At 30.5% G+C, this 24,635-nt stretch carries 26 protein-coding genes; 25 read left to right on the forward strand and 1 reads right to left on the reverse strand.

Annotated elements, in window-relative coordinates; translation table 4 throughout:
• The 16 genes from SSYRP_RS00795 to SSYRP_RS00865 all read left to right on the forward strand — a co-directional run bounded on the left by SSYRP_RS00795 (nt 1) and on the right by SSYRP_RS00865 (nt 15,020).
• Nucleotides 1–696, forward strand: coding sequence for a folate family ECF transporter S component (locus SSYRP_RS00795; protein ID WP_016340416.1), 696 nt, complete (start codon nt 1–3; stop codon nt 694–696).
• Nucleotides 697–896: 200 nt separating this feature from the next.
• Nucleotides 897–2,129, forward strand: a complete 1,233-nt coding sequence (locus tag SSYRP_RS00800; RefSeq protein WP_016340417.1) for a DnaD domain protein — start codon at nt 897–899, stop codon at nt 2,127–2,129.
• Between the two features lie 29 nt (nt 2,130–2,158).
• Nucleotides 2,159–3,043, forward strand: coding sequence for an ATP-binding protein (locus SSYRP_RS00805; protein WP_016340418.1), 885 nt, complete (start codon nt 2,159–2,161; stop codon nt 3,041–3,043).
• A 171-nt stretch (nt 3,044–3,214) separates the two neighbouring features.
• A complete protein-coding gene (gene gap, locus SSYRP_RS00810; RefSeq protein WP_016340419.1) occupies nt 3,215–4,213 on the forward strand; it encodes a type I glyceraldehyde-3-phosphate dehydrogenase in 999 nt (332 codons plus the stop codon).
• Between the two features lie 111 nt (nt 4,214–4,324).
• Nucleotides 4,325–4,780, forward strand: coding sequence for a hypothetical protein (locus tag SSYRP_RS00815; protein WP_016340420.1), 456 nt, complete (start codon nt 4,325–4,327; stop codon nt 4,778–4,780).
• Nucleotides 4,781–4,859: 79 nt separating this feature from the next.
• Nucleotides 4,860–6,470: a methionine--tRNA ligase gene (gene metG / locus SSYRP_RS00820; protein ID WP_269077139.1), complete on the forward strand. Its 1,611-nt coding sequence runs from the start codon at nt 4,860–4,862 to the stop codon at nt 6,468–6,470.
• A 12-nt stretch (nt 6,471–6,482) separates the two neighbouring features.
• Nucleotides 6,483–8,360, forward strand: coding sequence for a tRNA uridine-5-carboxymethylaminomethyl(34) synthesis enzyme MnmG (mnmG, locus tag SSYRP_RS00825; protein ID WP_016340422.1), 1,878 nt, complete (start codon nt 6,483–6,485; stop codon nt 8,358–8,360).
• 11 nt (nt 8,361–8,371) lie between these two features.
• Entirely contained in the window at nt 8,372–9,691 is a 1,320-nt protein-coding gene (gene cysS, locus SSYRP_RS00830; protein WP_016340423.1) for a cysteine--tRNA ligase, read from the forward strand.
• 1 nt (nt 9,692) lies between these two features.
• A complete protein-coding gene (trmFO, locus tag SSYRP_RS00835) occupies nt 9,693–11,009 on the forward strand; it encodes a methylenetetrahydrofolate--tRNA-(uracil(54)-C(5))-methyltransferase (FADH(2)-oxidizing) TrmFO (RefSeq protein WP_016340424.1) in 1,317 nt (438 codons plus the stop codon).
• A 66-nt stretch (nt 11,010–11,075) separates the two neighbouring features.
• A complete protein-coding gene (gene rlmB / locus SSYRP_RS00840) occupies nt 11,076–11,816 on the forward strand; it encodes a 23S rRNA (guanosine(2251)-2'-O)-methyltransferase RlmB (protein WP_016340425.1) in 741 nt (246 codons plus the stop codon).
• An 88-nt stretch (nt 11,817–11,904) separates the two neighbouring features.
• Nucleotides 11,905–12,417 (forward strand): hypothetical protein, encoded by a 513-nt coding sequence (locus tag SSYRP_RS00845; RefSeq protein WP_016340426.1) that lies wholly within the window; start codon nt 11,905–11,907, stop codon nt 12,415–12,417.
• Nucleotides 12,418–12,470: 53 nt separating this feature from the next.
• On the forward strand, nt 12,471–12,620 hold the full coding sequence (gene rpmG / locus SSYRP_RS05180; protein ID WP_083932347.1) for a 50S ribosomal protein L33: 150 nt from the start codon (nt 12,471–12,473) through the stop codon (nt 12,618–12,620).
• A 5-nt stretch (nt 12,621–12,625) separates the two neighbouring features.
• Nucleotides 12,626–13,126, forward strand: a complete 501-nt coding sequence (gene secE / locus SSYRP_RS00850; RefSeq protein ID WP_016340427.1) for a preprotein translocase subunit SecE — start codon at nt 12,626–12,628, stop codon at nt 13,124–13,126.
• A gap of 29 nt (nt 13,127–13,155) precedes the next feature.
• Nucleotides 13,156–13,800, forward strand: a complete 645-nt coding sequence (gene nusG / locus SSYRP_RS00855) for a transcription termination/antitermination protein NusG (RefSeq protein WP_016340428.1) — start codon at nt 13,156–13,158, stop codon at nt 13,798–13,800.
• Between the two features lie 32 nt (nt 13,801–13,832).
• Entirely contained in the window at nt 13,833–14,429 is a 597-nt protein-coding gene (locus tag SSYRP_RS00860) for a DNA-3-methyladenine glycosylase (protein WP_016340429.1), read from the forward strand.
• Nucleotides 14,430–14,435: 6 nt separating this feature from the next.
• The gene (locus SSYRP_RS00865; RefSeq protein WP_016340430.1) at nt 14,436–15,020 is read left to right on the forward strand and encodes an HNH endonuclease signature motif containing protein; all 585 of its coding nucleotides are present in this window, start codon (nt 14,436–14,438) and stop codon (nt 15,018–15,020) included.
• 30 nt (nt 15,021–15,050) lie between these two features.
• On the opposite strand, the gene SSYRP_RS00870 is transcribed toward SSYRP_RS00865, so the two are convergent.
• Complete coding sequence (locus SSYRP_RS00870) at nt 15,051–15,551, reverse strand: isochorismatase family protein (RefSeq protein WP_016340431.1); 501 nt, start codon at nt 15,549–15,551, stop codon at nt 15,051–15,053.
• A 95-nt stretch (nt 15,552–15,646) separates the two neighbouring features.
• Here SSYRP_RS00870 and rsmG point away from each other — a divergent pair, with 95 nt between their 5' ends.
• The 9 genes from rsmG to SSYRP_RS00915 are packed head-to-tail and all read left to right on the forward strand — an operon-like array spanning nt 15,647 to nt 24,595.
• Nucleotides 15,647–16,345 (forward strand): 16S rRNA (guanine(527)-N(7))-methyltransferase RsmG, encoded by a 699-nt coding sequence (gene rsmG, locus SSYRP_RS00875; RefSeq protein ID WP_016340432.1) that lies wholly within the window; start codon nt 15,647–15,649, stop codon nt 16,343–16,345.
• 60 nt (nt 16,346–16,405) lie between these two features.
• Nucleotides 16,406–17,176, forward strand: coding sequence for a ParA family protein (locus SSYRP_RS00880; protein ID WP_016340433.1), 771 nt, complete (start codon nt 16,406–16,408; stop codon nt 17,174–17,176).
• Entirely contained in the window at nt 17,166–18,044 is an 879-nt protein-coding gene (locus SSYRP_RS00885; RefSeq protein ID WP_016340434.1) for a ParB/RepB/Spo0J family partition protein, read from the forward strand. The genes SSYRP_RS00880 and SSYRP_RS00885 overlap by 11 nt, the downstream gene beginning before the upstream one ends.
• Nucleotides 18,045–18,068: 24 nt before the next feature.
• On the forward strand, nt 18,069–19,169 hold the full coding sequence (gene ychF, locus SSYRP_RS00890) for a redox-regulated ATPase YchF (protein ID WP_016340435.1): 1,101 nt from the start codon (nt 18,069–18,071) through the stop codon (nt 19,167–19,169).
• An 11-nt stretch (nt 19,170–19,180) separates the two neighbouring features.
• A complete protein-coding gene (ispF, locus tag SSYRP_RS00895) occupies nt 19,181–19,633 on the forward strand; it encodes a 2-C-methyl-D-erythritol 2,4-cyclodiphosphate synthase (RefSeq protein WP_016340436.1) in 453 nt (150 codons plus the stop codon).
• Nucleotides 19,634–19,687: 54 nt separating this feature from the next.
• The gene (gene gltX / locus SSYRP_RS00900) at nt 19,688–21,148 is read left to right on the forward strand and encodes a glutamate--tRNA ligase (protein ID WP_016340437.1); all 1,461 of its coding nucleotides are present in this window, start codon (nt 19,688–19,690) and stop codon (nt 21,146–21,148) included.
• Nucleotides 21,141–22,364 (forward strand): HD domain-containing protein, encoded by a 1,224-nt coding sequence (locus tag SSYRP_RS00905; RefSeq protein ID WP_016340438.1) that lies wholly within the window; start codon nt 21,141–21,143, stop codon nt 22,362–22,364. Before gltX ends, SSYRP_RS00905 begins: the two co-directional genes overlap by 8 nt.
• Nucleotides 22,365–22,396: 32 nt before the next feature.
• Nucleotides 22,397–22,930 carry a DNA-directed RNA polymerase subunit delta gene (gene rpoE, locus SSYRP_RS00910; protein ID WP_016340439.1) on the forward strand — a complete coding sequence of 178 codons (534 nt, stop codon included), beginning with the start codon at nt 22,397–22,399 and terminating at the stop codon, nt 22,928–22,930.
• 60 nt (nt 22,931–22,990) lie between these two features.
• Nucleotides 22,991–24,595 carry a CTP synthase gene (locus SSYRP_RS00915; RefSeq protein WP_016340440.1) on the forward strand — a complete coding sequence of 535 codons (1,605 nt, stop codon included), beginning with the start codon at nt 22,991–22,993 and terminating at the stop codon, nt 24,593–24,595.
• Nucleotides 24,596–24,635: the final 40 nt, after the last annotated feature.

The following is a 24,635-nucleotide window of genomic DNA, read 5'->3' on the forward strand; positions in this document are numbered from 1 at the left end:
ATGTTATATTTATTAACAAATATTGGGGCATGATTAGGAATTGCCCTGTTAATGGGCCTTGCTGTTTGGATGGACTATAAAAATATTAAGCAAATTAGTATTTTAGCAATTACCCTAACAAGTTTTTTAGTTGCCCTCTCCGTTTTATTAACTAATTTAATTAGTTATAGTGTGCCATTTTTTGGGTTTGGGGGGATTCGTTTAGCCTTGGGGAATTTTTTAATTTTTGTTGTTGGAATGCTATTTGGCCCTTTTTTAGGGGTTTTAAGTGGTATTGCCACTGATTTACTAGGGAGCATGATTAATATTGCGGGAAGTTATCATGGAGGATTTACCTTAAATTTAGTATTATATGGTTTTGTTGGTAGCTTGGCTTTTCTATTCCAAGCCAAAAAACTATGGTATTTAAATGCGATTATTTTCTATACTTTAACCTTTATGGTCATTTCTTTTGGACTAAATACCTTATGATTATATTCAATTGGTTGAAATAGTGTTGTTGTGGGGAGTGCTTTTATTGTTAAATTAATTAAGTTTCCAATTGAAATGCTAATTTATATTCCCTTAGCATTAGGAACTTTTAGTTTACTTTATAAATTAATTACAGCTAAAAATAATATGTTATTATGGTGTACAAAGCATGGTGAACTTTATTTTAAGCGAACAAGAGACAATAAATACCCAATAGTAAATTAAAAAAAGTTGTTTATATGTGGAAAACTATTAAAATTCTTGCTATTAATGGCAAAAAATAAAATTATTTTGTGGATAACTAAAAGAATAATCTGATTTATTCTTTTTTTATTTACTATAAAGTTGTTTACTTGTAATATTAGGAAGATTAGGGATGGACGTAGTAAAAACAGCAAAAGAATTATTTGAGGAGAACTAAGGCAATGGAGCAGGAAGTAAAATATTTAATTAAATATGATTATAATTTAAGTAATGATGACCGTTTAATATTATTATATTTATATCAACCAATTATTGGCCACAGAGCTTTATCTTTGTATTTGCTATTTTCAGCTAACGGCATCAAATTGGAGTTCAATACAAAATATGAAATTGATGATTTTTTAACAATTTTACAGTTAAGTGAACAAGAGTTAGAAGCAGCAAAAGATAAATTAGCAACAATTGGTTTGTTAAAAATTAGCAGACGAAGTAAAGAAAGAAGTATTATTTTAAAACCACAATTACCAGTGTCTGCCTCAGCTTTCTTTGAAAATGCTGTTTTATCTGATTTTTTAATTAATAAAATTGGGGAAGATAAGTTTAAACGGTTAAAAAATAAATTCTTAGCCGCTCCATCAAATCCAAATCCTATTGCAAATAATTTAAATGTGACCTTAGATTTTCTTTATATTGATAAATATTTATTAGGGAAAAATGCTAATAATAAACTTTATTTACCTTACCGTGAAAAAATTATTCAATTGGCAAATTACTATGGGATTTTAACAAAAGATATTGCTAACTATATTTATAAAAGTATTGAAGTCCAATTAAACCAACGAATTTTTAATTATGATAAATTTACTAATTTATTATCAGATGCTTATCAAAAAATTGTGTTAAAAAAACATTTAGAAGGAGAGCAATTGAATTTAGTTGTAACAATCGATAATACTATTGCACCATCTAATATGATGGAAGTTAAAATTAGTGAAATGACTTCAATTGATCCAATTGAGTACTTAACATTATTGAGGGATAATGTTAAACCAACACCATTAGAAATTGATTTAATTCGTGATTTAATTATTCAATATCATTTACAACCAGGGATTGTTAATTGCTTAATTGAATATGTTTGATTTAAAAATAATTGTCGAATCGAGCGTAAATATTGTGAAAAAATTGCTAATACTTTTAATCAATTACAAATTAGTAATGTCGAAAGTGCAATGTATCATTTACGTAACGCTTATAATAAAACCCAAAAAGGGCGGGTAAAACAAGCAGTAATTAAAGAAAGTGCTAATGTTAACTATTATAAAAAAGTTGGAAGAGAAAAAGGAAAATTAACCGTTCAAGATTTTGAACAATTATACCAAAATAGTGATAATAATAAAGGGGATAATAAAGTTGATTTAAAAACTTTAATTAATGAATTAGAAAGCTTATAAAAGAGAGTAAGAATTAAAATAGGAGTTTTATGGAACAAACGGCATTGTTAGAACAAATTAATCACAACCCTGAGTTGTTAGAAAATTTGGCAACAATTAAATTTCAAGGTGATGATAATTATCAAAAATACGCAGATTTATTTGCTGAGTATTTAAGTAATTATCATTTTTGTGATAAAAATCCAAATTTAGAATTATGCCAGCAAAGTTTTAAGGGCTATAAATATTATTTCAACTTTGTTAATGGTACTTTAATGTTAACCCGCGTTGAATGTAATCATATGCTAGCCTTTAAAGAACTCAATCGTGTCCAAAATAATTATTTGTATTATGATTTTGCTCCGGAGTTATTAAAATTACGTCTAAAAGATATTAGTAAAGATTATAATTTTCATAATGTCCAACCAATTATTCCTGAAATGGTTAAATTTGTTAAAGGTGAACGTAAAAAAGGATTATACATTTATGGTAATCCAGGTGTTGGAAAAACACATTTAATGATTAGTTTTGCCAATAAATTAGCGGAAAAAGATTTTAAAGTAGCTTTTATTTCAGTTATTAATTTAATTAATAAAATTAAGGATTCTTTTAATAATGTTAATAACGATGATTCTTTTTTAGTTCAAACATTATTAAAAGCTGATGTTTTATTTTTAGATGATATTGGGGGGGAAGCAGTTTCACCCTGAGTTCGTGATGATTTATTATTCCGGATTTTAAATGACCGAATTAGTCGTCAAAAACCAGTTTTCTTTACTTCCAATTTTTCAATTAATCAGTTACTGTTAATTTATGCCAATATTAAAGGGGAAAATATGGATCCCAATATTAATAAGATTAAAACCTTACGAATTGTTGATCGAATTAAGGGCTTAGCAACAGAATTTGAACTATTGGGTGAAAGTCGCCGTTAACAGCGGTTTTTGAAAAAGATAATAATAATTTTAGATAAGCAGTCAAATAACTTGCAAAATAAAATGACTGGTTGTAAAATCAATATAAGTATGCAATATTACCATTTTTGTAATGGTATGAATATTACAGACTATTTATCGTAGGAATTTAGAAAGAGGAGAAGTTTTAAAATGACTAAAATTGCAATTAATGGTTTTGGGCGTATTGGGCGCTTAGTATTCAGAAAATTATTTGAAGAAAAAAATGTTGAAATCGTAGCAATTAATGATTTAACAGACGCTAAAACATTAGCAACATTACTTGAGTTAGACTCAGCACAAAGATCATGAATGAGAGGAAAAATCTCAGCTGAAGAAGGTGCAATTATTGTTGATGGGAAAAAAGTTATTGTTTGTGCCGAAAAAGACCCAACACAATTACCTTGAGGGAAATTAGGAGTTGATATTGTAATTGAATCAACAGGAAGATTCACAGATCAAGAGTCTGCTCAATTACATATTAATGCCGGAGCAAAAAAAGTAGCTATTTCAGCACCAGCAAAAGGTGAAGGAATTAAAACAATTGTTTACAATGTAAACCATAACATCTTAACAAAAGATGACAAAATTATTTCAGGGGCAAGTTGTACAACAAACTGTTTAGCACCAATGGCAAAAGTTTTAGATGAAAAATTTGGAATTGTTAAAGGATATATGACAACAGTTCATGCTGTAACAAATGACCAAAGATTATTAGACTTAGCTCATGATGACTTACGTCGTGCTCGTGCTGCTTTTTCTAACATTGTTCCAAGTAAAACTGGAGCAGCAGCAGCAGTTGCATTAGTATTACCTCAATTAAAAGGTAAATTTGATGGAATGGCATTACGTGTTCCAACAATTACAGGATCAATTGTTGACTTAGCAGTTGAATTAAACAAAAATGTAACAGTTGAAGAAATTAACGCAGCAATGAAAGCCGCAGCTAATGAAACATTTGGTTACAACACACAACAAATTGTATCATCAGATATTATTGGAGAATCACATGGTTCAATCTTTGATGCAACATTAACAAAAATTATTGAAGTAGATGGAAAACAATTAGTTAAAGTATATGCATGATATGATAATGAAATGTCATATGTATCACAATTAGTAAGAACAGTTGTTCACTTTGCATCACTTTAAGAAATAACAAAAATATTTTAAAAGACCTTTGATATTAAGGTCTTTTTTTATGTTAAAATGATAACATAGCGCAAGTAATTATTAAAAATTAGAGTTGGAGGATATTAAACAATGTCACAGCAAAATATAAAACAGATGTATGAAGATATTAAAAATCAACTAAAACTAATTATTGATAACGAAAAAATTACTGACTCAACAAATCCGATTATGATTGTTTATGAACATTTACAAAATTTACGCTATTCAGGTCGAGTTGTTGATATAACTGATTTTACAAATAAGTTAAATATTATTTTAGCTGATTCTTATAAAACCTTATCATTACGAATTAGTGGGTTATTAACTTCAATTCGTGAGTTAGCCTATAGTTATTTTAAAGAAAAAGTTGATACAAAAAGTTATTATGTTATTTTAGAAAAAGAAAGTAAAAAGTTTTTAAAAGATACATATGGAAATAAGTTAAAAGACATTGATTTTATTTTCATCTTATATCATATGACAAATTTATTACAAAAAGCTTTAATGAGTATCTCATTACGAAAACTATCAGACGTAACAGTTTAAAAACAACAAATTTCTATTTGTTGTTTTTAAAAACTTTCTTTTTAAATTAACCATTTCTCGGTATAATAGAAATTGTAATTTAAAATATCAAAAATTCCAAAGGAGGAAATACCAGATGTCAAAACCAGAAAAATTATTCTATGTCACAACCCCAATTTACTATCCAAGTGCGCATTTACACATTGGTCATTCATATACAACTGTTTTAGCTGATATTATTAATCGCTATAAGAAGTTAGATGGCTATGAAACATTTTTTTTAACGGGTAGTGATGAACATGGCGAAAAAATTGAAAAAAAAGCAAAAGCAGATGGTATTACTCCATATGAATTTACAACAAAGATTATTGCTAATTTTAAACATTTATGAGAAAAATTAGGGGTTGAATATAATAAATTTATTCGAACAACTGATTATGACCATGAAAAAGCAGTTCAAAAAATCTTTTCAAAATTATATAAAAAAGGAGACATTTATAAAGGCCATTATGAAGGGATTTATTGTGTTAGTTGTGAAGAATTTTTAACCGAAAGTCAGTTAAATAGTGAAAATAGTCAATGTTTAGTTTGTCAAAATGTCCCAAAAAAAGTGCAAGAAGAAACTTACTTTTTTAAAGTTTCAAAATATAGTGATTTTTTAGTTAATTATTATAATAGTCATCAAGGTTTTATTGAACCAGAAGCAACAAAGAATGAAATGCTTAATAATTTTATTTACCCCGGTTTAACTGATTTATCAGTTACAAGAACATCTTTCTCATGAGGAATTCCAACAATTGAAGACTCAAAACATATTGTTTATGTTTGAATTGATGCCTTGTCAAATTACTTAACAGCGTTAGGTTATTTATCAGAAGATGAAACATTATTTAATAAATTTTGAAATAATGATAATGTTGAAATTTTGCAAATTATTGGGAAAGAAATTGCCAGATTTCATACAATTTACTGACCAAGTATGTTAGAAAGTTTAGGATTACGTCAACCGGACAAAATTTTATCGCATGGATGAATTTTATTTAAAGATGCAAAAATGTCAAAATCATTAGGAAATGTAATTGATCCATTAGTATTAATTGATAAGTTTGGCCGAGATGTGCTAAGGTTTTATTTAGGTTTTGAAATTCCAACCGATAATGATGGGAAGTTTTCTTATGATTTATATTTAGAATCTTATAATACTAATTTAGCAAATAATATTGGGAACTTATCTTCACGCGTGACAAATATGATTGAAAAATATTTTGACGGGCATTTACCAGCCGTGGAAAATCTTGATAATGCTTTAATTCATGAAATAAAAATTACAGTTACAAATTTTAAATTTTATATGGACAAATATAATGTTTCACGAGCAATTGGGAAAGTATTATTATTATGTCAAAATGCTAATCGTTTTATTGAATTTAGTAAACCATGAGAATTGGCAAAAAATGGCCAACAAGCAGAATTACAAGCAGCCTTATATAGTTTAGCCTATGCAATTGTTGTTAGTGCTTTTTTACTACAACCAATTTTAATTGACACTAGTCAAAAAATCGCTAATCAATTTGGAATTGATTTAGCAACATTATCTTTTGATAATATTAATGATCTGAAAAATATTCATTTTAATAAAAAAATTACAAAAGGGGAAATTCTCTTTCAACGTCTTAACATTGAAGACGAAATTGCCAATTTAAATAAATAGGGAGGAGTTTAAATGGAATATGATGTAATCGTTATTGGGGCTGGCCATGCAGGAGTTGAAGCAGCTTTAGCACCTGCCCGAATGGGTAAAGAAACTTTACTAATAACGCTAAATAAAAATAAAATTGCTTTAATGCCTTGCAACCCTTCAATTGGGGGACCAGCAAAAGGAATTGTTGTCCGCGAAATTGATGCCATTGGGGGAGAAATGGCGAAAGCAGCAGATCAAACGGCTTTACAAATGAAATTATTAAATTCATCACGGGGTCCAGCTGTTTGAGCCTTACGAGCACAATCTGATAAAATTGAATATTCAAAATATATGCAACAAGTTGTTGAAAATCAACCCAACTTAACAGTAAAAGAAGGAACTGTTAGTTCATTGATTATTGAGGACAATAATTTTTGTTCTGGTGTTAAATTAGCGGATGGAACAATTATCAAAGCAAAAAAAGTAATTTTAACAACGGGAACTTATATGCAGTCATTAGTATTACAAGGATCAAAAAAGATTTCGGAAGGGCCAGATGGAGAAGCAACAACAACTGGTTTATCAGGACAATTAGCAGCTTTAGGGATTAACTTATTCCGTTTAAAAACTGGAACTCCGGCACGGGTTTTGAATACTTCAATTGATTATTCACAGGCAACAGAAGAACCAGGAAGTCCAATGGAGTTAGCTTTTTCTTATTCAACAAAAACATTTAAACCATTAGTAGAGCAAGAATTATGTTGATTAATTCATTCAACCCCGTTAACACATCAAATTGTTGCCGAAAACTTAACAGCTTCAGCAATGTATTCAGGAAACATTAAAGGAACAGGGCCACGTTATTGTCCTAGTTTTGAAGATAAAATTACTCGTTTTGCCGATAAACCTCGTCACCAAATTTTCCTAGAACCAGAGTCAAAACAGTTAGATACCATTTATGTTCAGGGCTTTTCAACATCAATGCCAATTGATGTGCAAGATAAAATGCTTCGTTCATTACCTGGTTTTGAAAATGTTGTTGTTTTAAAATGAGCTTATGCAATTGAATATGACGCAGTTGTGCCAACACAATTGCATCATACTTTAGAGGTTAAAAAAATTAAAAACTTATATACGGCTGGGCAAATTAATGGGACAAGTGGTTATGAAGAAGCAGCTTGCCAAGGTTTAATGGCTGGAATTAATGCAAGTTTAAGTATTGATGGGCGACCACCATTTATTTTACGGCGCGATGAAGCTTATATTGGTGTTTTAATTGATGATTTAGTAACAAAAGGAACAGATGAACCATATCGTCTTTTAACTTCTCGTGCTGAACATCGTTTATTACTACGCAATGATAATGCCGAAGAACGCTTAAAACATTATGGGAAAGAATTTAACTTACTGTCTGATTCAGAATGAACAGAATACCAGGCAAATTTAGCAGAAATGCAAGAAGTTATTGAAATTTTAAAAGCAACAAGTTATACAATTAATTCTGACTTTGTAAAAAATTTAAATGCCCAAGGAATTAAAATTACCGCAACAAAAGTAACGGCGTATGAGTTATTAAAACGCCCAGATCTTGATTTAAAATATTTAGAAGCAGAAATTTTGGCCCTTAAAAATTTAAAACCATTTTTAAAACAAAATTTATTAATTAATATTCGTTTTGAAGGTTACATTAATAAAGAAAAAGAGTTAGTTGCCAAAGCAATTAAATTAGAAAATAAAAAAATTCCTGGTGATTTAAACTATGACTTAGTGGAAAACTTAGCCTTAGAAGCCAGAGAGAAATTTAAAAAAATTAAACCAGTTTCAATTGGCCAAGCTAATCGAATTTCGGGGATTACACCGGCTGATATTCAAATGTTACTATTTCATTTAAAAAAAATTGGGTATGGACTGAATAATTAAGGAGCACTAAGATGAAAGTTTATAATACGTTAACGCGAAAAAATGAAGAAATTAACCAAACAAAATTTAATATTTATGCTTGTGGTCCAACAGTTTATAATTATATTCATTTAGGAAATGCCCGGGCAGTTATTAATGCTGATTTATTAGTTAACGTTTTAGAATTTCAAGAGTATGAAGTTAATTACATCCAAAATTATACTGATATTGATGACAAAATTATTAACAAAGCGCTTGCTGAAAACAAGACAGAAGCAGAAATTAGTGCTTTTTATATTAATGCCTTTGAAGAAGATGTTAAAGCCTTAAATATCCGTAAACCAAATCAAAATTTAGCAATCAGTAATTATGTTGATGAAATTATTGCTTTTATTGCCGATTTAGTAGCGCGCGGAGCGGCATATGAAAGTAATGGCAATGTTTATTTTGCAATTGACCAATTTCCGTTACAATATGGTAAATTAGGTAATAAAGCGATTGCTGAATTAAATCCAGGGGAACGAGTTGAGGCGGATATAAACAAACGTAATGTTAATGATTTTACGTTGTGAAAAAAAACAAGCGTTGGAATTTTATTTGATTCGCCATGAGGAAAAGGGCGTCCAGGGTGACATACAGAGTGTGCCTTACTAATTGATAAATTTTTTGATCATCAGACAATTGATTTTCATTTAGGGGGAATCGATTTAGTTTTTCCCCACCATGAAAATGAACGAATTCAATATTTAGCAAAAAATAATTGTGAAATTACTAAAATTTGACTTCATAATGGTCATCTAAATTTAGAAGAACAAAAAATGAGTAAATCATTGGGTAATACAATTTTAGTTCGTGATTTTATTGCACAATATGACCCTGCAACTTTACGTTATTTATTTTATTCAACTAATTTTTCCCAACCACTAAATGTCACAGAAACTGTTATTACTTTTGCCCAAAAAGAAACGACAAAAATTTTTAATATTTTAAAAACTATTAATCTTTTTTTAGCAACAAATAATTTAAAATGGGATTTAAGTGTCAAAGGGGAATATGTTGCGAAAGCTTTAGAACAATTAAATAATAATTTGAATACGCCTAATGTTTTATCAATTATTAATGATATGATAAAAATTATTAATCAACAGTTACGGAATAATAATCTTGATTTAACAATTGTTGGTGATTTTTATAATATTATTTTTAACCTGTTAAATTTTAATTTTACCTTACCAGTGATTAGCCCAGAAATTAGAGCATTAATTGAAGAATGACAAGAAGCTAAAACGGCCCAGGATTTTGTTAAAGCTGATAAAATTCGGACACAATTAGTAGAAAAGAATATTTTATAAAATGAAAACAAAAGAAGTTAATGTCATTGGTGCCGGGTTAGCGGGGTGTGAAATTGCATACCAATTAGCAAAGCGGGGAATTAAAGTTAATTTGTATGAAGGGAAAACCGTTCGTCAAAATCCCGTCCAAAAATTGCCAACATTTGCTGAGTTAGTTTGTTCAAATACTTTTCGTAGCATGTCAAAAGAAAATGCCGTGGGAATTTTAAAGTATGAATTAGATTTATTAGATTCATTTATTTTAAAAATGGCGAGACAAAACCAATTACCTGCTGATGATGCTCTAGCAGTTGATCGCGTTAATTTTTCAAACGATATTACAACCTTTTTAAAAAACCATCCGCTAATTACGATTTATGAAGAAGAATTCTTAACAATTAATCCACGGGTAGTGACGGTTATTGCAACAGGACCATTATCTTCATCACAGTGAGAGCAACAATTGGAAAAAATCATTGGTAAGAAGAATTTTTACTATTATGATGGTTCAGCTCCAATTATTAATAAAGATGGAATAGATTTTTCAAAAGTTTACTATCAAAATCGCCATAATCAAGAAAAAGATTACTTAATTTGCCCAATGACTAAATCAGAATTTGAATTATTGCATCAGCAATTAGTAACAGCAGAAACTGTTGAATTAGCAAATTTCGAAAAGTATTTTAAAGGATGTCAACCAATTGAAGTAATGGCAAAAACTTCGCCAAAGATTTTATTAAATGGTCCAATGAGCCCTAATCATTTGGGCAAAGATGGTGGTCCTGACCCATATGCTGTTGTCCAACTCCGTCAAGATGATGTTCATGATTCACTGTATAATTTAGTTGGTTGACAGACAAACTTAACTTGACCAGAGCAAAAACGGATTATTAATAACTATATTCCGGGCTTATCAAAAGCTGTGATTCATCGTTATGGGGTCTTGCATAAAAATAATTATATTAATTCCCCAAAATTATTAAATCCATATTTACAGTCAAAAAGGAATAGTAATATTTTTTTTGCTGGCCAAATTACTGGTGTTGAGGGTTACTTAGAATCTGCTGCTTGTGGGCTAGCTTGTGGGTTAAATGTTTATCAGTATTTAACCAATCAGCCTTTAATTCAATTTCCCAATGAAACTGTTTTAGGATCGTTATTGAATTATGTCACAAATCCAAAACATAAAGATTTAAAACCAATGAAAGCTAATATTGGATTATTACCAACCATTAATGGTAATTTTACCGATAAACAAACAAAGAATTTAGCAATTTATGACCGGGCAATCGCAAGGATGAAAGAAATTGTCGGAAAATATCATTTAAACGATAATTAATTGTGTAAAATTAGGAAGAGTTAAAAATGTTATTAATAAATAAAACAGAATAAAAGAGGGGAAAGTATGAAAGAATATCTTTACATTTACGGAATCAATCCAGTTGTTGAAAGCTTACAAAATGATAAAATTTTTGTTGTAGAATTATATGCTGTTAAAACAAGTAATGAAAACGAGACAATTTTAAGTTTAGCAAAAAAACGGCATTTAAAAATAAACTATTGTTCAAAAGAACAATTAACAAAATTAGCGAATAGTAATAATCATCAAAACTATTTGTTAGCAATTAAAATGCCAAAACCAGTGGCAATTGAACAATTAGTTGACCAATCGTTACAAAACCCTCATCCGTTTCTATTAGTTTTAGATCAAGTTGTTGACCCCCAGAACTTTGGAGCTATTTTACGAACTTGTGATATGTTTAATGTTGATGGGGTTATTATTTTAAATAAACGCCAAGTATCATTAACCCCAAGCGCAGTGAAGGCTTCAGCAGGGGGATTTGCGCATGTGGCGATTAGTGAAGTTAATAATTTAACCAATGCAATTGAGTATTTAAAAACAAAAGGGTTTTGAATTTATGCCACTGAATTATCAGCAAAAGCAGCGCCTGTGGGGGATTTAAAATATGATACCCCAGTTTGTTTAATTGTTGGTAATGAAGGGAAAGGGGTTAGTCCCAAATTACTAAAACATGCTGATTTTAATGTTTATGTTCCAACCGCTGGCCACTTAGATTCTTTAAATGTGTCTGTTGCAACGGCAGTTTTAATTTACCAAATTAAAATGCTTCAGCAAGAATTATAACAAATTAGAAAGGCAGTGAAATGTTATTAATGAATATGAATTAGTTTATTTATATCAAGAAGAGCAGAATGAAAAAGCCATTTTTACTTTGTATCAAAAATACCAAAAAGAATTAGAAATTGTTAAACGCCAAACGTTTTATAAGTATTTTTTAATTCCAATGGAATTAGGTGATTTAGAGAGTTTAAAATACTGATCAATTTTAGAAAGCGCCCGTAATTACAATATGCGGGTGAAAAAGAAATTAAAAGATTATATTTTTCAACGTTATGTTTGAGATATCCATAAGCATATTCGCAAATTATTAAGTGCTAAGCATAAAGTTCTTAATTATTGTGCGAATTATCAGGTTCAAGAAGGTTTTGATGTTGCTAGCCCGGAAAATTTGGCCGCAGATTTACTTGAGCAAGAAGAAAAGACACGTCTTATTGGGGCAATTAAATTAACATTATCGGCTTTAGAAAGACAAATTTTTGATTTATGGCTAGCGGACTATCCAATTACTAAAATTAGTGAAATACTAGGGCTTAATTATCGCCAAGTTGATAATGCGATGCAGCGAATTATTCGAAAAGTAAAACAAATTTCAAAAAATTGTTAATCTTACACTACCATTATTATAATTAATATACTATAATTAATTATGGTGATATTATGCGCGAAAAAATTATTTTAGTATGTCCTGATTGTTTACAACGTAACTATTCGACATTTAAAAATAAAACGACTCAAAAAGAAAGATTAGAAATTAGTAAATTTTGTAAAACCTGTGGTAAACATACCAAACATAAGGAAACGAGGTAACAGCAATGGCAAAAATTGATAATAACAAAGATTTTGAACAAGAAGTTATTATAGAAGAAGAAATTGTTGAAGTTATTGTTGATGACAATAAGACAAGAAAGCCAAAAGCAAAATTATCAAAAGAAGCGAAAAAAGCTGAAAAAATTGCTCGTAAAAATGCTAAAGCAGCCCAAGTTTTTCAACGCCAACAAGCTGCTAAAGCATCGATTCATGTTGGTAAAAAAGGACCTGCAGATTTAGACGCGCCAGATGGAACAGGGAAAAAAAGTTTTTTTAACCGTAAAACGGAGAAAAAGAAAAAAGCTGAAAAAGTTAACTGGAAATTAGCTTTCCGTGAATTTCCAGTTAAAATGGCAAAAGAAGTTAGCCGAATTCGTTGAGCAAGTAAAGGTAGCTTAGGACGTAAGTTTCTAATTACAATTGCTTTTATTGCTGCCTTTGCAATCTTTTATCTAGCCTTAGACCAAGTTCTATTTAATATATTACATGTAGCAAAAATTATCTAAAAAAAGAAATAATAAAAGGAGTAAAACCAATGTTGGAAGAAAAAACAATTTTAGAAGAACAACAAGATTCAAATAAGAGCCAGTTAGAAACAGCTGATGACTTAATGAAATATCCAGGAAAATGATATGTAATTAATTGTTATTCAGGCCATGAAGACCGGGTAAAAGATGACTTAATTCAGAGAGTTGAATCATTAAATATGAAAGACGTTGTTTTTGATATTAGAGTAGTAAAAGAAGTTGTCCCAGCTAAAAAAGGGAAAAAACCAACGGAAAAAAACTTATATCCGGGGTATATTTTTATTAATATGATTATGAATGATGAGGCTTGATATATTGTCCGTAATACAACTGGTGTTACAGGATTTATTGGTTCATCAGGACGAGGAACAAAACCATTCCCATTAACAGATCATGAAGCACGCTCAATGTTAACAAAATCATTAGCCGCTAAAGCAGAAGATAAAAAAACGGCAAAAAAAGTGAAAAAAGTTTTTGTCGCAAATTTTGATTTAAATGACTATGTTAAAATTTTGTCAGGACCATTTATCAATATGGAAGGACAAGTTACAAAATTAGATAATTCAAAAGGGATCGCAACAGTTACTCTTGAAATGTTTGGTCGTTTGACCCCAACAGAAGTTGAATTTGACCAGTGCGAAAAATTAGGTTAAAAGTATTTTAACTTTCTTTTTTTCTTGGAACAATGATTAATTTTAAAAACCGAATTACGGCCACAACATTTTTTACAGCTAATGCTTGTAGTGTTGCTGAACAATTATTAGGAAAATACCTCGTGCGTGTTATTGATAGTAAGCGGATTGTTGCAAAAATTGTTGAAGTTGAAGCATATGATGGCGCTGAGGATGATGCAAATCACGGCTTTAACAATCGGCGAACAACTCGCAATGAACCACTATTTTGGGCGGGAGGTTTTGCCCACGTTTTTTTGATTTATGGTTGTCATAATTGTTTTAATGTAATTACTGACCAAAACGATATTCCCAGTGCTGTTTTAATTCGGGCTGGGGAAATTATTATTGATGAACGAGACCCTAACTTTGTTACAAATCCGCAATTAGCTAACGGGCCAGGCAAGTTTTCCCGTTATTTAGCAATTGCTCGTGGCCTTGATCGTGTTGATTTAATAACTAGTGAGGAAATATATTTAATTGATAATCTTGCTGTTCCATTGGCAAATATTATTAGAACAAAGCGCATTAATGTTGATTATGCGACGAATTATAAAACAAAACCATATCGGTTTTATATTAAAGATAGCAAGGCTGTATCGAAAGGATAAAATAAAGTGAGTAATAAAAAAGAACACGAAGAAGTCTGAAAAACTCATCCGGAGTTTCCCTATTATGAGTTTAGTAGTTTAGGACAAGTTAGGAATAAAATAACAAAAGAAATCAAAGAAGTAAAACGACCAAAAAATAGTAATTATTATGTTTTACGACGCAAAGATGAGGGTAAAATTAAAACAAAGTTTTTACATAAAATTATGGTTGAATTATTTATCGGTCCTGTTCCGCCAAATATGACAATTGACCATATTAATGGGAATCCTCGTGATAATCGCGCTGCTAACCTTGAAATTGTTACTAAAAAAGAAAATACTCGTCGCCAAATTAAAATGTGATCACATCCCCATAGTTTTTATAATCGTGACTTAGTTGCCGCCCATAGTGAAAAGCGCTGAGTTTATAATGGCAAAATTTATAATTGAATTGAAATCTTAAAATTATTACACGCTCAGGGAATCATTTATTATCAAGTAAAATGAGAAAGTGGTAAAGACGGGCGGATTGGACGATTACCAAATGGGGAATTTGTTCAACGGGTTAAAAATATTGAAAAGTGACAAGATGAAAATCTTGATGAATTTTAAAAACAGTTCCTTTGAACTGTTTTTTTGTTTTTAAAAAGTAATTTTATTTTCTAACCCAACACAATAATCTAATAATACTTCTCCTTGGTAATTTAATTTAATGGCATCTTTTAAAGTCGCTGAGACACAAACATCTAAAGCAACGCCAATAATTGAAATCATGGTAACTTCGTTTGCTTGTAAGAATTCATGCAAGCCATTACTTGTCTGATCGTCATCAAAAAAAGCACTATAACTATCGGAATTTTGACGGGTTCCTTTTGTAATTATTTTAGCAAAAGTTGTTTCTGGCAGATGATATAGTTCTGCTCCCGGAGTATTTTGACGACAATGAGGAGGCCAAATTGTAAAAGAACAGTGATTTTCCGGATGATAATCTTTTGTTGCAATTACAAGATTATTTTCTTGGTGATATTGTGCAATTAAGGCCTTAATTTTTGGTAAAAGTTTTTCGGCATCCCGAACATACAATGAGCCAGTGGGATTAACAAAATCATGTTGATAATCAACAACAATTAGAGCTTTTTTCATTTTTATTTCCTCGCTTTTATTATTTTCCTAATTACTTATAATAATATCAAAAATATCTTGATATAATAAGAAAGCAGTTGGAAAGTGGGGATTAAATGATTGAAATAATTAAAAAACACTTGCCAGAGTTAACAGTAACAACCCAGCAAGCCGAACAACTTCAAAAATATTATCAATATTTAATTGAACAAAATGCCGTTATGAATTTAACAACAATTACTAATGAAGAAGAAGTTTATTATAAACATTTTTTAGATTCTTTACTGTTATTAAAAAAATATCAGTTTACCGATAATATCCTAGTTTGTGATGTTGGGAGTGGCGCTGGTTTCCCAGGGATTGTTTTAAAAATTTTTGTCCCACAGATAAAATTAACAATTATTGAAGCCCTTGAAAAAAGGTGTCGTTTTTTAAGGAATTTAGTCCAAACGCTTGGTTTAAGTAATGTTGAAATTATTCATGATCGTGTTGAACAGTATAGTCGTTTGCATCCAGAACAATTTGATCTTGTTTTAACTCGCGCGGTTGCTAATTTGAGTGTCTTATTAGAACTTGTATCCCAGTTAGTAAAAGTAACAGGTACAGTTATTTGTTATAAGGGTCCAAAAGTACACGAAGAAATTAACAGTGCCCAAAAGACTTTGGGGGAATTAAATTTTGTTTTAACAAAAACCGACCATGAAATGGTCACTGAAATTGGGGAACGTTATTTTTGTTATTTTACAAAAGTTAAAAAAACATCGTTAAAATACCCTCGTCATTTTAATCAAATAAAAAAAAGCCCAATTGGCTAAACTGTTATATAATAATATTATGAAACAATTGTTAAATAACGAAGAAAAAGGAAGGAATTTATGGGAAAAATTATTGCAATTACAAACCAAAAAGGAGGGGTTGGAAAAACAACCACTTCAATTAACTTAGCAGCGGGATTATCTCGTCATGGCAAAAAAATTCTTTTAATCGATATTGATCCTCAGGGAAATGCAACAACCGGAATAGGGGCCAATAAAGATGAAATCCAAGAAAGCATGTATGATGTTTTGATTGGCCAAGCAACTTTAAAGAGTATTATTATTCCAGATGTGATTGAAAGCATTGATTTAGCGCCAGCAACAATTTCATTAGCGGGAGCTGATGTTTACTTAATGGAACACTCGGAAGAAAATCAAAATATTTTATTAGAACGAATTAAACCAGTGCGAGATAATTATGATTTTATTTTAATTGATTGTCCCCCATCATTGGGATTAATCAATCGTAATGCTTTAGCATGTGCTGATTCAGTTTTAATTCCAATTCAAGCTGAGTATTATGCCTTAGAAGGATTAGCCCAATTATTGAGTTCAATTCGTTTTGTCCAAAAAATGTTTAATAAAGATTTAACAATTGAAGGAATTGTCTTAACAATGTTTGATTCAAGAACAAAATTATCATTTGAGGTAATGAGCGAAGTTAAAAAATACTTTAATGAAAAAGTCTATAAAACACATATTCCCCGCAATATTAAAATTAGTGAGTCACCTTCACATGGCTTAAGTATTTTTGATTATGACAAAGGTGGAGCCGGAGCTGTGGCCTATGAAGAATTAGTGAAAGAGGTGTTAGCAAATAATGGCAAATAATAAAAGTAGATTAAGTGCAAAAGGCTTAGATAAAATTTTTGGTGAAGGGATTACTGATGTTATTAACGAAATCGAAAATAATGAAGAGTTAAAAAGTAGTGCAACAGAAATTATCTTAGCAGAAGTTTTACCAAATCCGCACCAACCGCGAAAAGTTTTTAATGATGACGAGTTAAAAGAATTATCAAAATCAATTGTTGAACATGGTTTAATTCAACCAATTATTGTTAAAAAAACAACAAATGGTTATTACTTAGTTGCCGGAGAGCGAAGAGTACGGGCTGCCCGCCTAGCTAATTTAACAAAATTACCAGCAATTATTGTTGATTTTAATGATCAACAAATGAAAGAAGTAGCGTTGATTGAAAACATTCAACGTGTTGACTTAAACGCAATTGAAGAAGCAATTGCTTATAAAGAATTACTTGAGTTATTAAAATTAACCCAAGATGCGTTAAGTGAAAGAATTGGGAAATCACGTAGTCATATTGCTAATACAATTCGGCTATTAAGTTTGCCAAAAGAAGTACAAGACTATGTTTTAACTGGAAAATTAACAATGGGACAAGTTAAACCTTTAATTAGTTTAAAGTTAAGTGATAGTGAACTAAAAAATTTGGTGGAAAAAATTGTTACTGATAATCTTAGTGCTCGTCAAGTTGAAGACTTAGTAAAAGAACAAGGTGGGGGAAAAACAAGTCCTGCTAAAAAAGTTCAAAAGCGTTCAATTAATGAGTTTTTGGAAAATAAAATCATGCGTAAACTAGGAACAAAAGTGACAGTTGAAGAGAAAAAAATTATTATTAATTATGTTGGAGTCAAAGATTTAAACCGTATTTTAGAAATTTTAGGTTTAACAGATGATTAAAAAAATAGTAGGGTAGGAAAAGAAATGTCTTTAAAAATGGGAATAGTTGGTTTACCAAATGTTGGTAAATCAACGTTATTTAATGCAATTACAAACTCACAAGTTGAAGCGGCCAATTATCCGTTTGCGACAATTAATCCAAATGTTGGAACAGTCGAAGTGCCAGATGAGCGTCTTGATGCGATGGCCAAGATTTTTGAACCAAATAAAACAATTCATACTACTTTTGAGTTTTATGATATTGCCGGATTAATTGCGGGAGCTAGTAAAGGGGAAGGATTAGGGAATGCCTTTTTACAAAATATTCGTGAAACTGATGCAATTTGTATGGTTATTCGTTGTTTTGATAGTAAAGATATCACCCATGTTGAAGGAACAGTTGATCCGATTCGTGATATTGAAATTATTAATTTGGAATTAATGATTTCTGACCAAGAACAAATTAAAAAAAGGTTAGATAAAGTCGCAAAACGTGCCCAAACTTTAAAACAAAAAGATGATGTGATTGAATACAATATTTTATTAAAATTGGAAGAACAATTAAATCAAAACTTATTATTGAAAGATTTAGTTTTAACAGAGGAAGAATACCAAGTTATTAAAAACTTTAACTTGTTAACAATTAAGCCGTTTATTTATGCTGCAAATATTAGCGAAGAAGACTTAAAAGCTGGTGATAATGAGCATGTCCAAAAAGTGAAAGCGTATGCCGCAAAACATCAGATTGAAGTTGTAACCATTTGTGCAAAAATTGAAGAGGAATTATCTTCATTAAGCGCTGATGAAAAAGCCATTTTTATGGCTGAATATGGAATTATTGAATCAGGATTAAGCCAATTAATTCGTAAATCATACTATTTATTAGGTTTAGAAACTTTCTTTACCGCTGGGAAGCAAGAATTACGCGCTTGGACTTTTAAAAAGGGTTCAACAGCTCCTGAATGTGCTGGGGTTATTCATACTGATTTCCAAAAAGGATTTATTAAAGCCGATGTCTATTCATACGATGATTTAATCAAGTATGGTAGTGAAAAAGCTGTCAAAGAAAATGGCCGCTTACGTAGTGAAGGAAAAACATATATTATGCAAGATGGTGATGTTTGCTTCTTCAAATTTAATGTTTAGGGGGCTAAGCAATGAGAATAGGTCATAGTTATGATCTCCATAATTTATTGCCAGGAACAGGTTTTTATTTGGGAGGGATTTTTATTCCTACCAATTTTGCTGTTGAAGCAATTTCAGATGGTGATGTTTTATTACATACAATTGGGGAAGCAATTATTGGGGCTTTAGGTTATGGTGATTTAGGACAATGATTTAAACCAACAACCGAAAAATTCTCATCAACTAAAATTATTAACCATGCATTAGGGTTATTAAAAAAAGATGGTTATCAAATTATCAACATTGATACGACCGTCATCATTGATGAACCAAAATTAAGTCCTTTTCGCGAAAAGATAAAAGCAAATTTAGGGCAATTATTAGAACTTAGTGATAAGCAAATTAATTTGAAATTTACGACAACCGAAAAAAACTTTCCAACAATAATTCAAGCCCAAGCAGTGGTTTTATTACAGAAATTATAAAATTTAGTTATAATAAAAGAGAAAAGATAAATGTTAACAGTAAGGAATGAAAAAATGGGAAACAAAGTTAGATTACGTTATGCACCAAGTCCAACCGGTTATTTACACATTGGAAATACGCGGACAGCATTATTTAATTATTTATTAGCCAAACATTATGATGGCGATTTTATTTTACGAATTGAAGATACTGATACAGAACGAAACGTTGAGGGGGCGGAAGCATCACAGTTAGATAATTTACGCTGATTAGGAATTGAACCAGATGAAACAATTGATAAACCAGGGAAATATGGTCCTTATCGTCAATTAGAACGCCTTGATATTTACCAAAAATATGCTGAGCAATTTTTAGCAGCAAAACAAGCATATTATTGTTTTTGTTCATCAGAAGCGTTGGAAAAATCCCGCGAAGAACAAATTGCTAATGGGAATGTTGCGCCAACATATGATTTAAAATGCTATCATTTATCACCAGAGCAAGTTGCCGAACAATTAGCATTGGGGACACCAAAAAGCATTCGTTTTCATGTTCCTGAAAATCAAACATATCAATTTAATGATATGGTTCGGGGGGCGGTGTCTTTTGAAGCGAAAGACTTAGGAGATTGAATTATTTTAAAATCGTCAGGAATACCAACCTATAATTTTGCTGTTGCGGTTGATGATTATTTAATGGAAATTACACATGTTATTCGAGGGGAAGAACATATTTCAAATACTCCGCGTCAATTAATGATTTATGATGCATTAGGAGTAACACCACCAATTTTTGGTCATTTAACGTTAATTGTTAATGAACAACATAAAAAATTATCAAAACGCGATGGGCACTTAATGCAATTTATTAGTCAATATCGTGATTTAGGTTATTTACCAGAAGCAATTTTTAATTTTATTGCTTTATTAGGTTGATCACCAAAAGGGGAAGAAGAAATTTTTACAAAAACAGAATTAATTAAAATTTTTGATGAAGAGCGTTTTAGTAAATCACCAAGTATGTTTGATGTTAAAAAATTAACATGAATAAATAGTTTATACTTGAAAAAAATGACTGATGAAGATTATTTAGCGTTTGTCCGCCCATTTTTAACAGCAGCTTATGATTTAACTAATAAAAGTGAAGGATGATTAGAAATGCTGATGCTAATCTTTAAAAAAGAATTACAATATGGTCAAGAAATTGTCGAATTGGCAAAACCGTTTTTTGTTGCGCCAACAAGTTTAAATCCCGCAACCTTAACAATGTTAAAATCTTTACCAGGAGATCATCAATGATTGAATAGTTTTCGTGATGATTTAAGCAAAATTAGTGATTGAAATGAAGGGGCGATTAAGACTTTAATTACTGAATGCGGTCAAAAACATCAGTTAAAAGGGAAAGATTTATTTATGCCAATTCGTATTTTTACCTCATATCAAGAACATGGACCAGAATTAGCAAAAGTTATTTATTTAATTGGGAAAGAGCAAGTTATTAACAATATTAATAACTTAATTAGTAAAGATGTCTAAACCACCGCTAATAATTCGCGATAGTGTTCATGGGGATATGACAATTAAAGAACAAGTAGCAATTGAATTAATTAATAGTAAAGAATTTCAACGTTTACGTCGGATTAATCAATTGGCGGGTGGGCAATTTGTGTTTCCAAGTGCTTCGCATACCCGTTTTTCACATTGTTTAGGAGTTTATTATTTAATTTCAAAGTTTTTACAAACAAAACCATTTTATGAAAAGTATAATGAACGGCAACAATTATTAGTTAAGTTGGCAGGGTTAATGCATGATATTGGCCATGGTCCTTTTTCCCATACTTTTGAACAAATCGGAATCGTTACAAAAACAAATATTTCCCATGAAAGTTATTCATCATTAATTATTAGTTCACCCTCAACCGAAGTTAACCAAATTTTGCAAAAATATTTAGAACCTTCTGAAATTGAAGAATTATGTCAAATGATTGAAGGAAATCATCAAGACCCAATTTTATCATCCTTAGTATCATCGCAAATTGATGCTGATCGGATGGATTATTTGTTACGCGATGCGATGACAAGTGGGGTGGCTTATGGTCATTTAGATTGGCAATGAATTATTCGTAATGTGGCAATTATGGAAAATAAGCTAGTTTTTCCAGAAAAAGTATTGTATGCGATTGAATCATATTTAATTGGACGTTACCATATGTACAAACAAATCTATTTACATCCAATTAGTTTAGGGTTTGATTTAACATTCCGCCAATTATTTCAACGGTTATATGATTTACAGCAAAGAAATTATTGTTTTAAAAATCAGGAGATAATTACGTTGTTAAAACCACTATTAGCGGGCGAAATGCTTGATGTGGAAACTTATTGTGACTTAGATGATTATAGTTTATTTAGCGCTTTGAAAAAATTAGCAACAGAAGATGATGAAATTTTACAAGATTTGGTAATGATGTTAACAACAAGGAATTTTTTCCGCTTAGTTGATAGCGAAAAAATAAATCACGAAGAAATTGCAAAAAAATTGCAAAAAAAATACAAAACCGATTATAATTACTTTATGGTTTCCTATGATTTAAAATCAGTGAAATTATATAATAGCACAGTAAAGCCGATTTATATTGCGACAAAAAATGGGATAAAGTTGTTTGATGAAGTATCAGAGATTATTGATTCAACTAAATCAATGGCTAATGATAAAAAATATTATTTTACAATTGGAGCAGTACTAAAATAGAAAGAATATTAATAATAAAAGGGGAAAAATTAATGAACGATAATATAGAATTATTAGATTTAGTATATGACTATTTAAAAAATTCACAACAAAGTGATACATTTGAAAATATTTGAAATGAAATTGCATCAAAAAGTGATATCACAGTCCACGGAAATAGTAAAGAAGACATTATTGCTGAATTATATACCGATTTAGTGTTAGATAATCGTTTTGTTTTAACAAGTGAAGGAATGTGAGCATTACGTGAACTTATTAAATATGATGATATTAAAAAACAATATGATTATACTGATCAGTTTGAAACAACAGAGGAATTTGAAGATATTGATTTAGATGAAGAATATGAAGATGAAGAAGATCTAATTGATAGTTTAGAGTTTGATGAAGATGTTGAAGATGACAATGATGATGAAACAGAAGATTTTGTTGAAATTGATGTTGATGATTTAGGAGAAACAGATTACTCAGTTGATGACGATGATGAGACTGTTGCGGCTAAATTAGGAATTACTGAAGAAATTGATTGAAAAGCTTTGGAAAAAGAAATGGAAGAAAATAATTAAAATATTATAAAAAAACTAATTAAAATTTTATTAATATTTTAAGAAGGTAGGATATAGATAATGGCAAAATATATATTTGTAACAGGGGGAGTTGTTTCAGGGTTAGGAAAAGGAATAACGGCTTCGTCACTAGGAGTCTTGTTGAAAGCTAGTGGCCTAAAAGTGTTTATGCAAAAATTTGACCCCTATTTAAATGTTGACCCGGGAACGATGAGTCCTTATCAGCATGGTGAAGTTTATGTTACAGCGGATGGAGCAGAAACGGACTTAGATTTAGGACATTATGAACGTTTTATTGATGAAAATTTAACACGTGATTCAAACATTACATCAGGGTTAATTTATAAAAACGTGATTGAAAAGGAACGTCGTGGTGATTATGAAGGACAAACTGTGCAAGTTGTGCCCCATATTACTAATGAAATTAAAAATAAAGTTTATTCAGCAGCCGAAAAATCAGGCGCTGATGTGATTATTACTGAAATTGGTGGAACAGTTGGTGATATTGAATCGCTACCATTTATTGAGGCGATTCGTCAGGTAAAAATGGAGCAAGGTGGTAAAAATGTTATTTTTATGCATGTTTCATTGGTTCCTTATATTGCTGCTTCACAAGAGGCGAAAACAAAACCAACCCAGCATTCAGTTCGGGAATTATTATCATTAGGGATTCAACCTGATATTGTCGTGGCCCGAACTGAACATCACTTAGAAGAAAGCGTAATTGATAAAATTGCTTTATTCTGTAATATTAGTAGTAAACATGTCTTAGTGGCGGCAGACGCAAAAACAATTTATGATGTCCCATTAAAATTATATGAACAAAATGCTCAACATGTTGTTAGTGACTTGTTAAATTTAAACATTACAAAAACCGATATGGGGGCATGAGAAAACTTTTTAAGTAAAATTGATTGCTCAGCAAAAGAAATTACGATTAAATTAGTCGGGAAATACATCGAATTACCAGATGCCTATCTGTCAGTTAGTGAATCACTACGAATTGCTGGCTTTGAAAATGGGGTCCGCATTAAAATTGATTGAATTAAAGCTGATGATGTTACTGCTGACAATGTTGATGAGATATTAAAAGATGCAATGGCAATTTTAGTTCCTGGTGGTTTTGGAGAACGTGGTTTTGAAGGCAAAATTCTTGCTGTTCAGTATGCTCGGGAACATAAAATTCCCTTTTTAGGAATTTGTTTTGGAATGCAAGCAGCGGTTGTTGAATATGCTCGTAATGTTTGTGGAATTAGTGATGCAAATAGTTCCGAGTTAAAAACAACAAATAATCCGTTAATTGATATTATTGAAGGAAAAGCAAAAGATGATGCTCTTGGGGGAACTTTACGTTTAGGAAACTATAAAGCAACCTTACAACCAGGAACATTAGCAGCTGAACTTTATCAACAAACAGAAGTGCTAGAACGTCATCGTCATCGTTATGAATTTAATAATAAATATCGTGAACAATTAGAAACCGCTGGAATGATTTTTAGTGGGATTTATGAAAAAGAAAACTTGGTTGAAATTATTGAATTAAAAGATCATCCGTTCTTTATCGCTTCGCAATATCATCCCGAATTTACTTCGCGACCAAATAAACCAAATCCGTTATTTAATGGTTTCATTAAAGCAGCGATTACAAAAAATCAAAATTCATAATTTATGAATTTTTTTTATTTATCGTTGATAAAAATATCTT

The organism is Spiroplasma syrphidicola EA-1 (assembly GCF_000400955.1).
GTDB classification, from domain to species: domain Bacteria; phylum Bacillota_I; class Bacilli_A; order Mycoplasmatales; family Mycoplasmataceae; genus Spiroplasma; species Spiroplasma syrphidicola.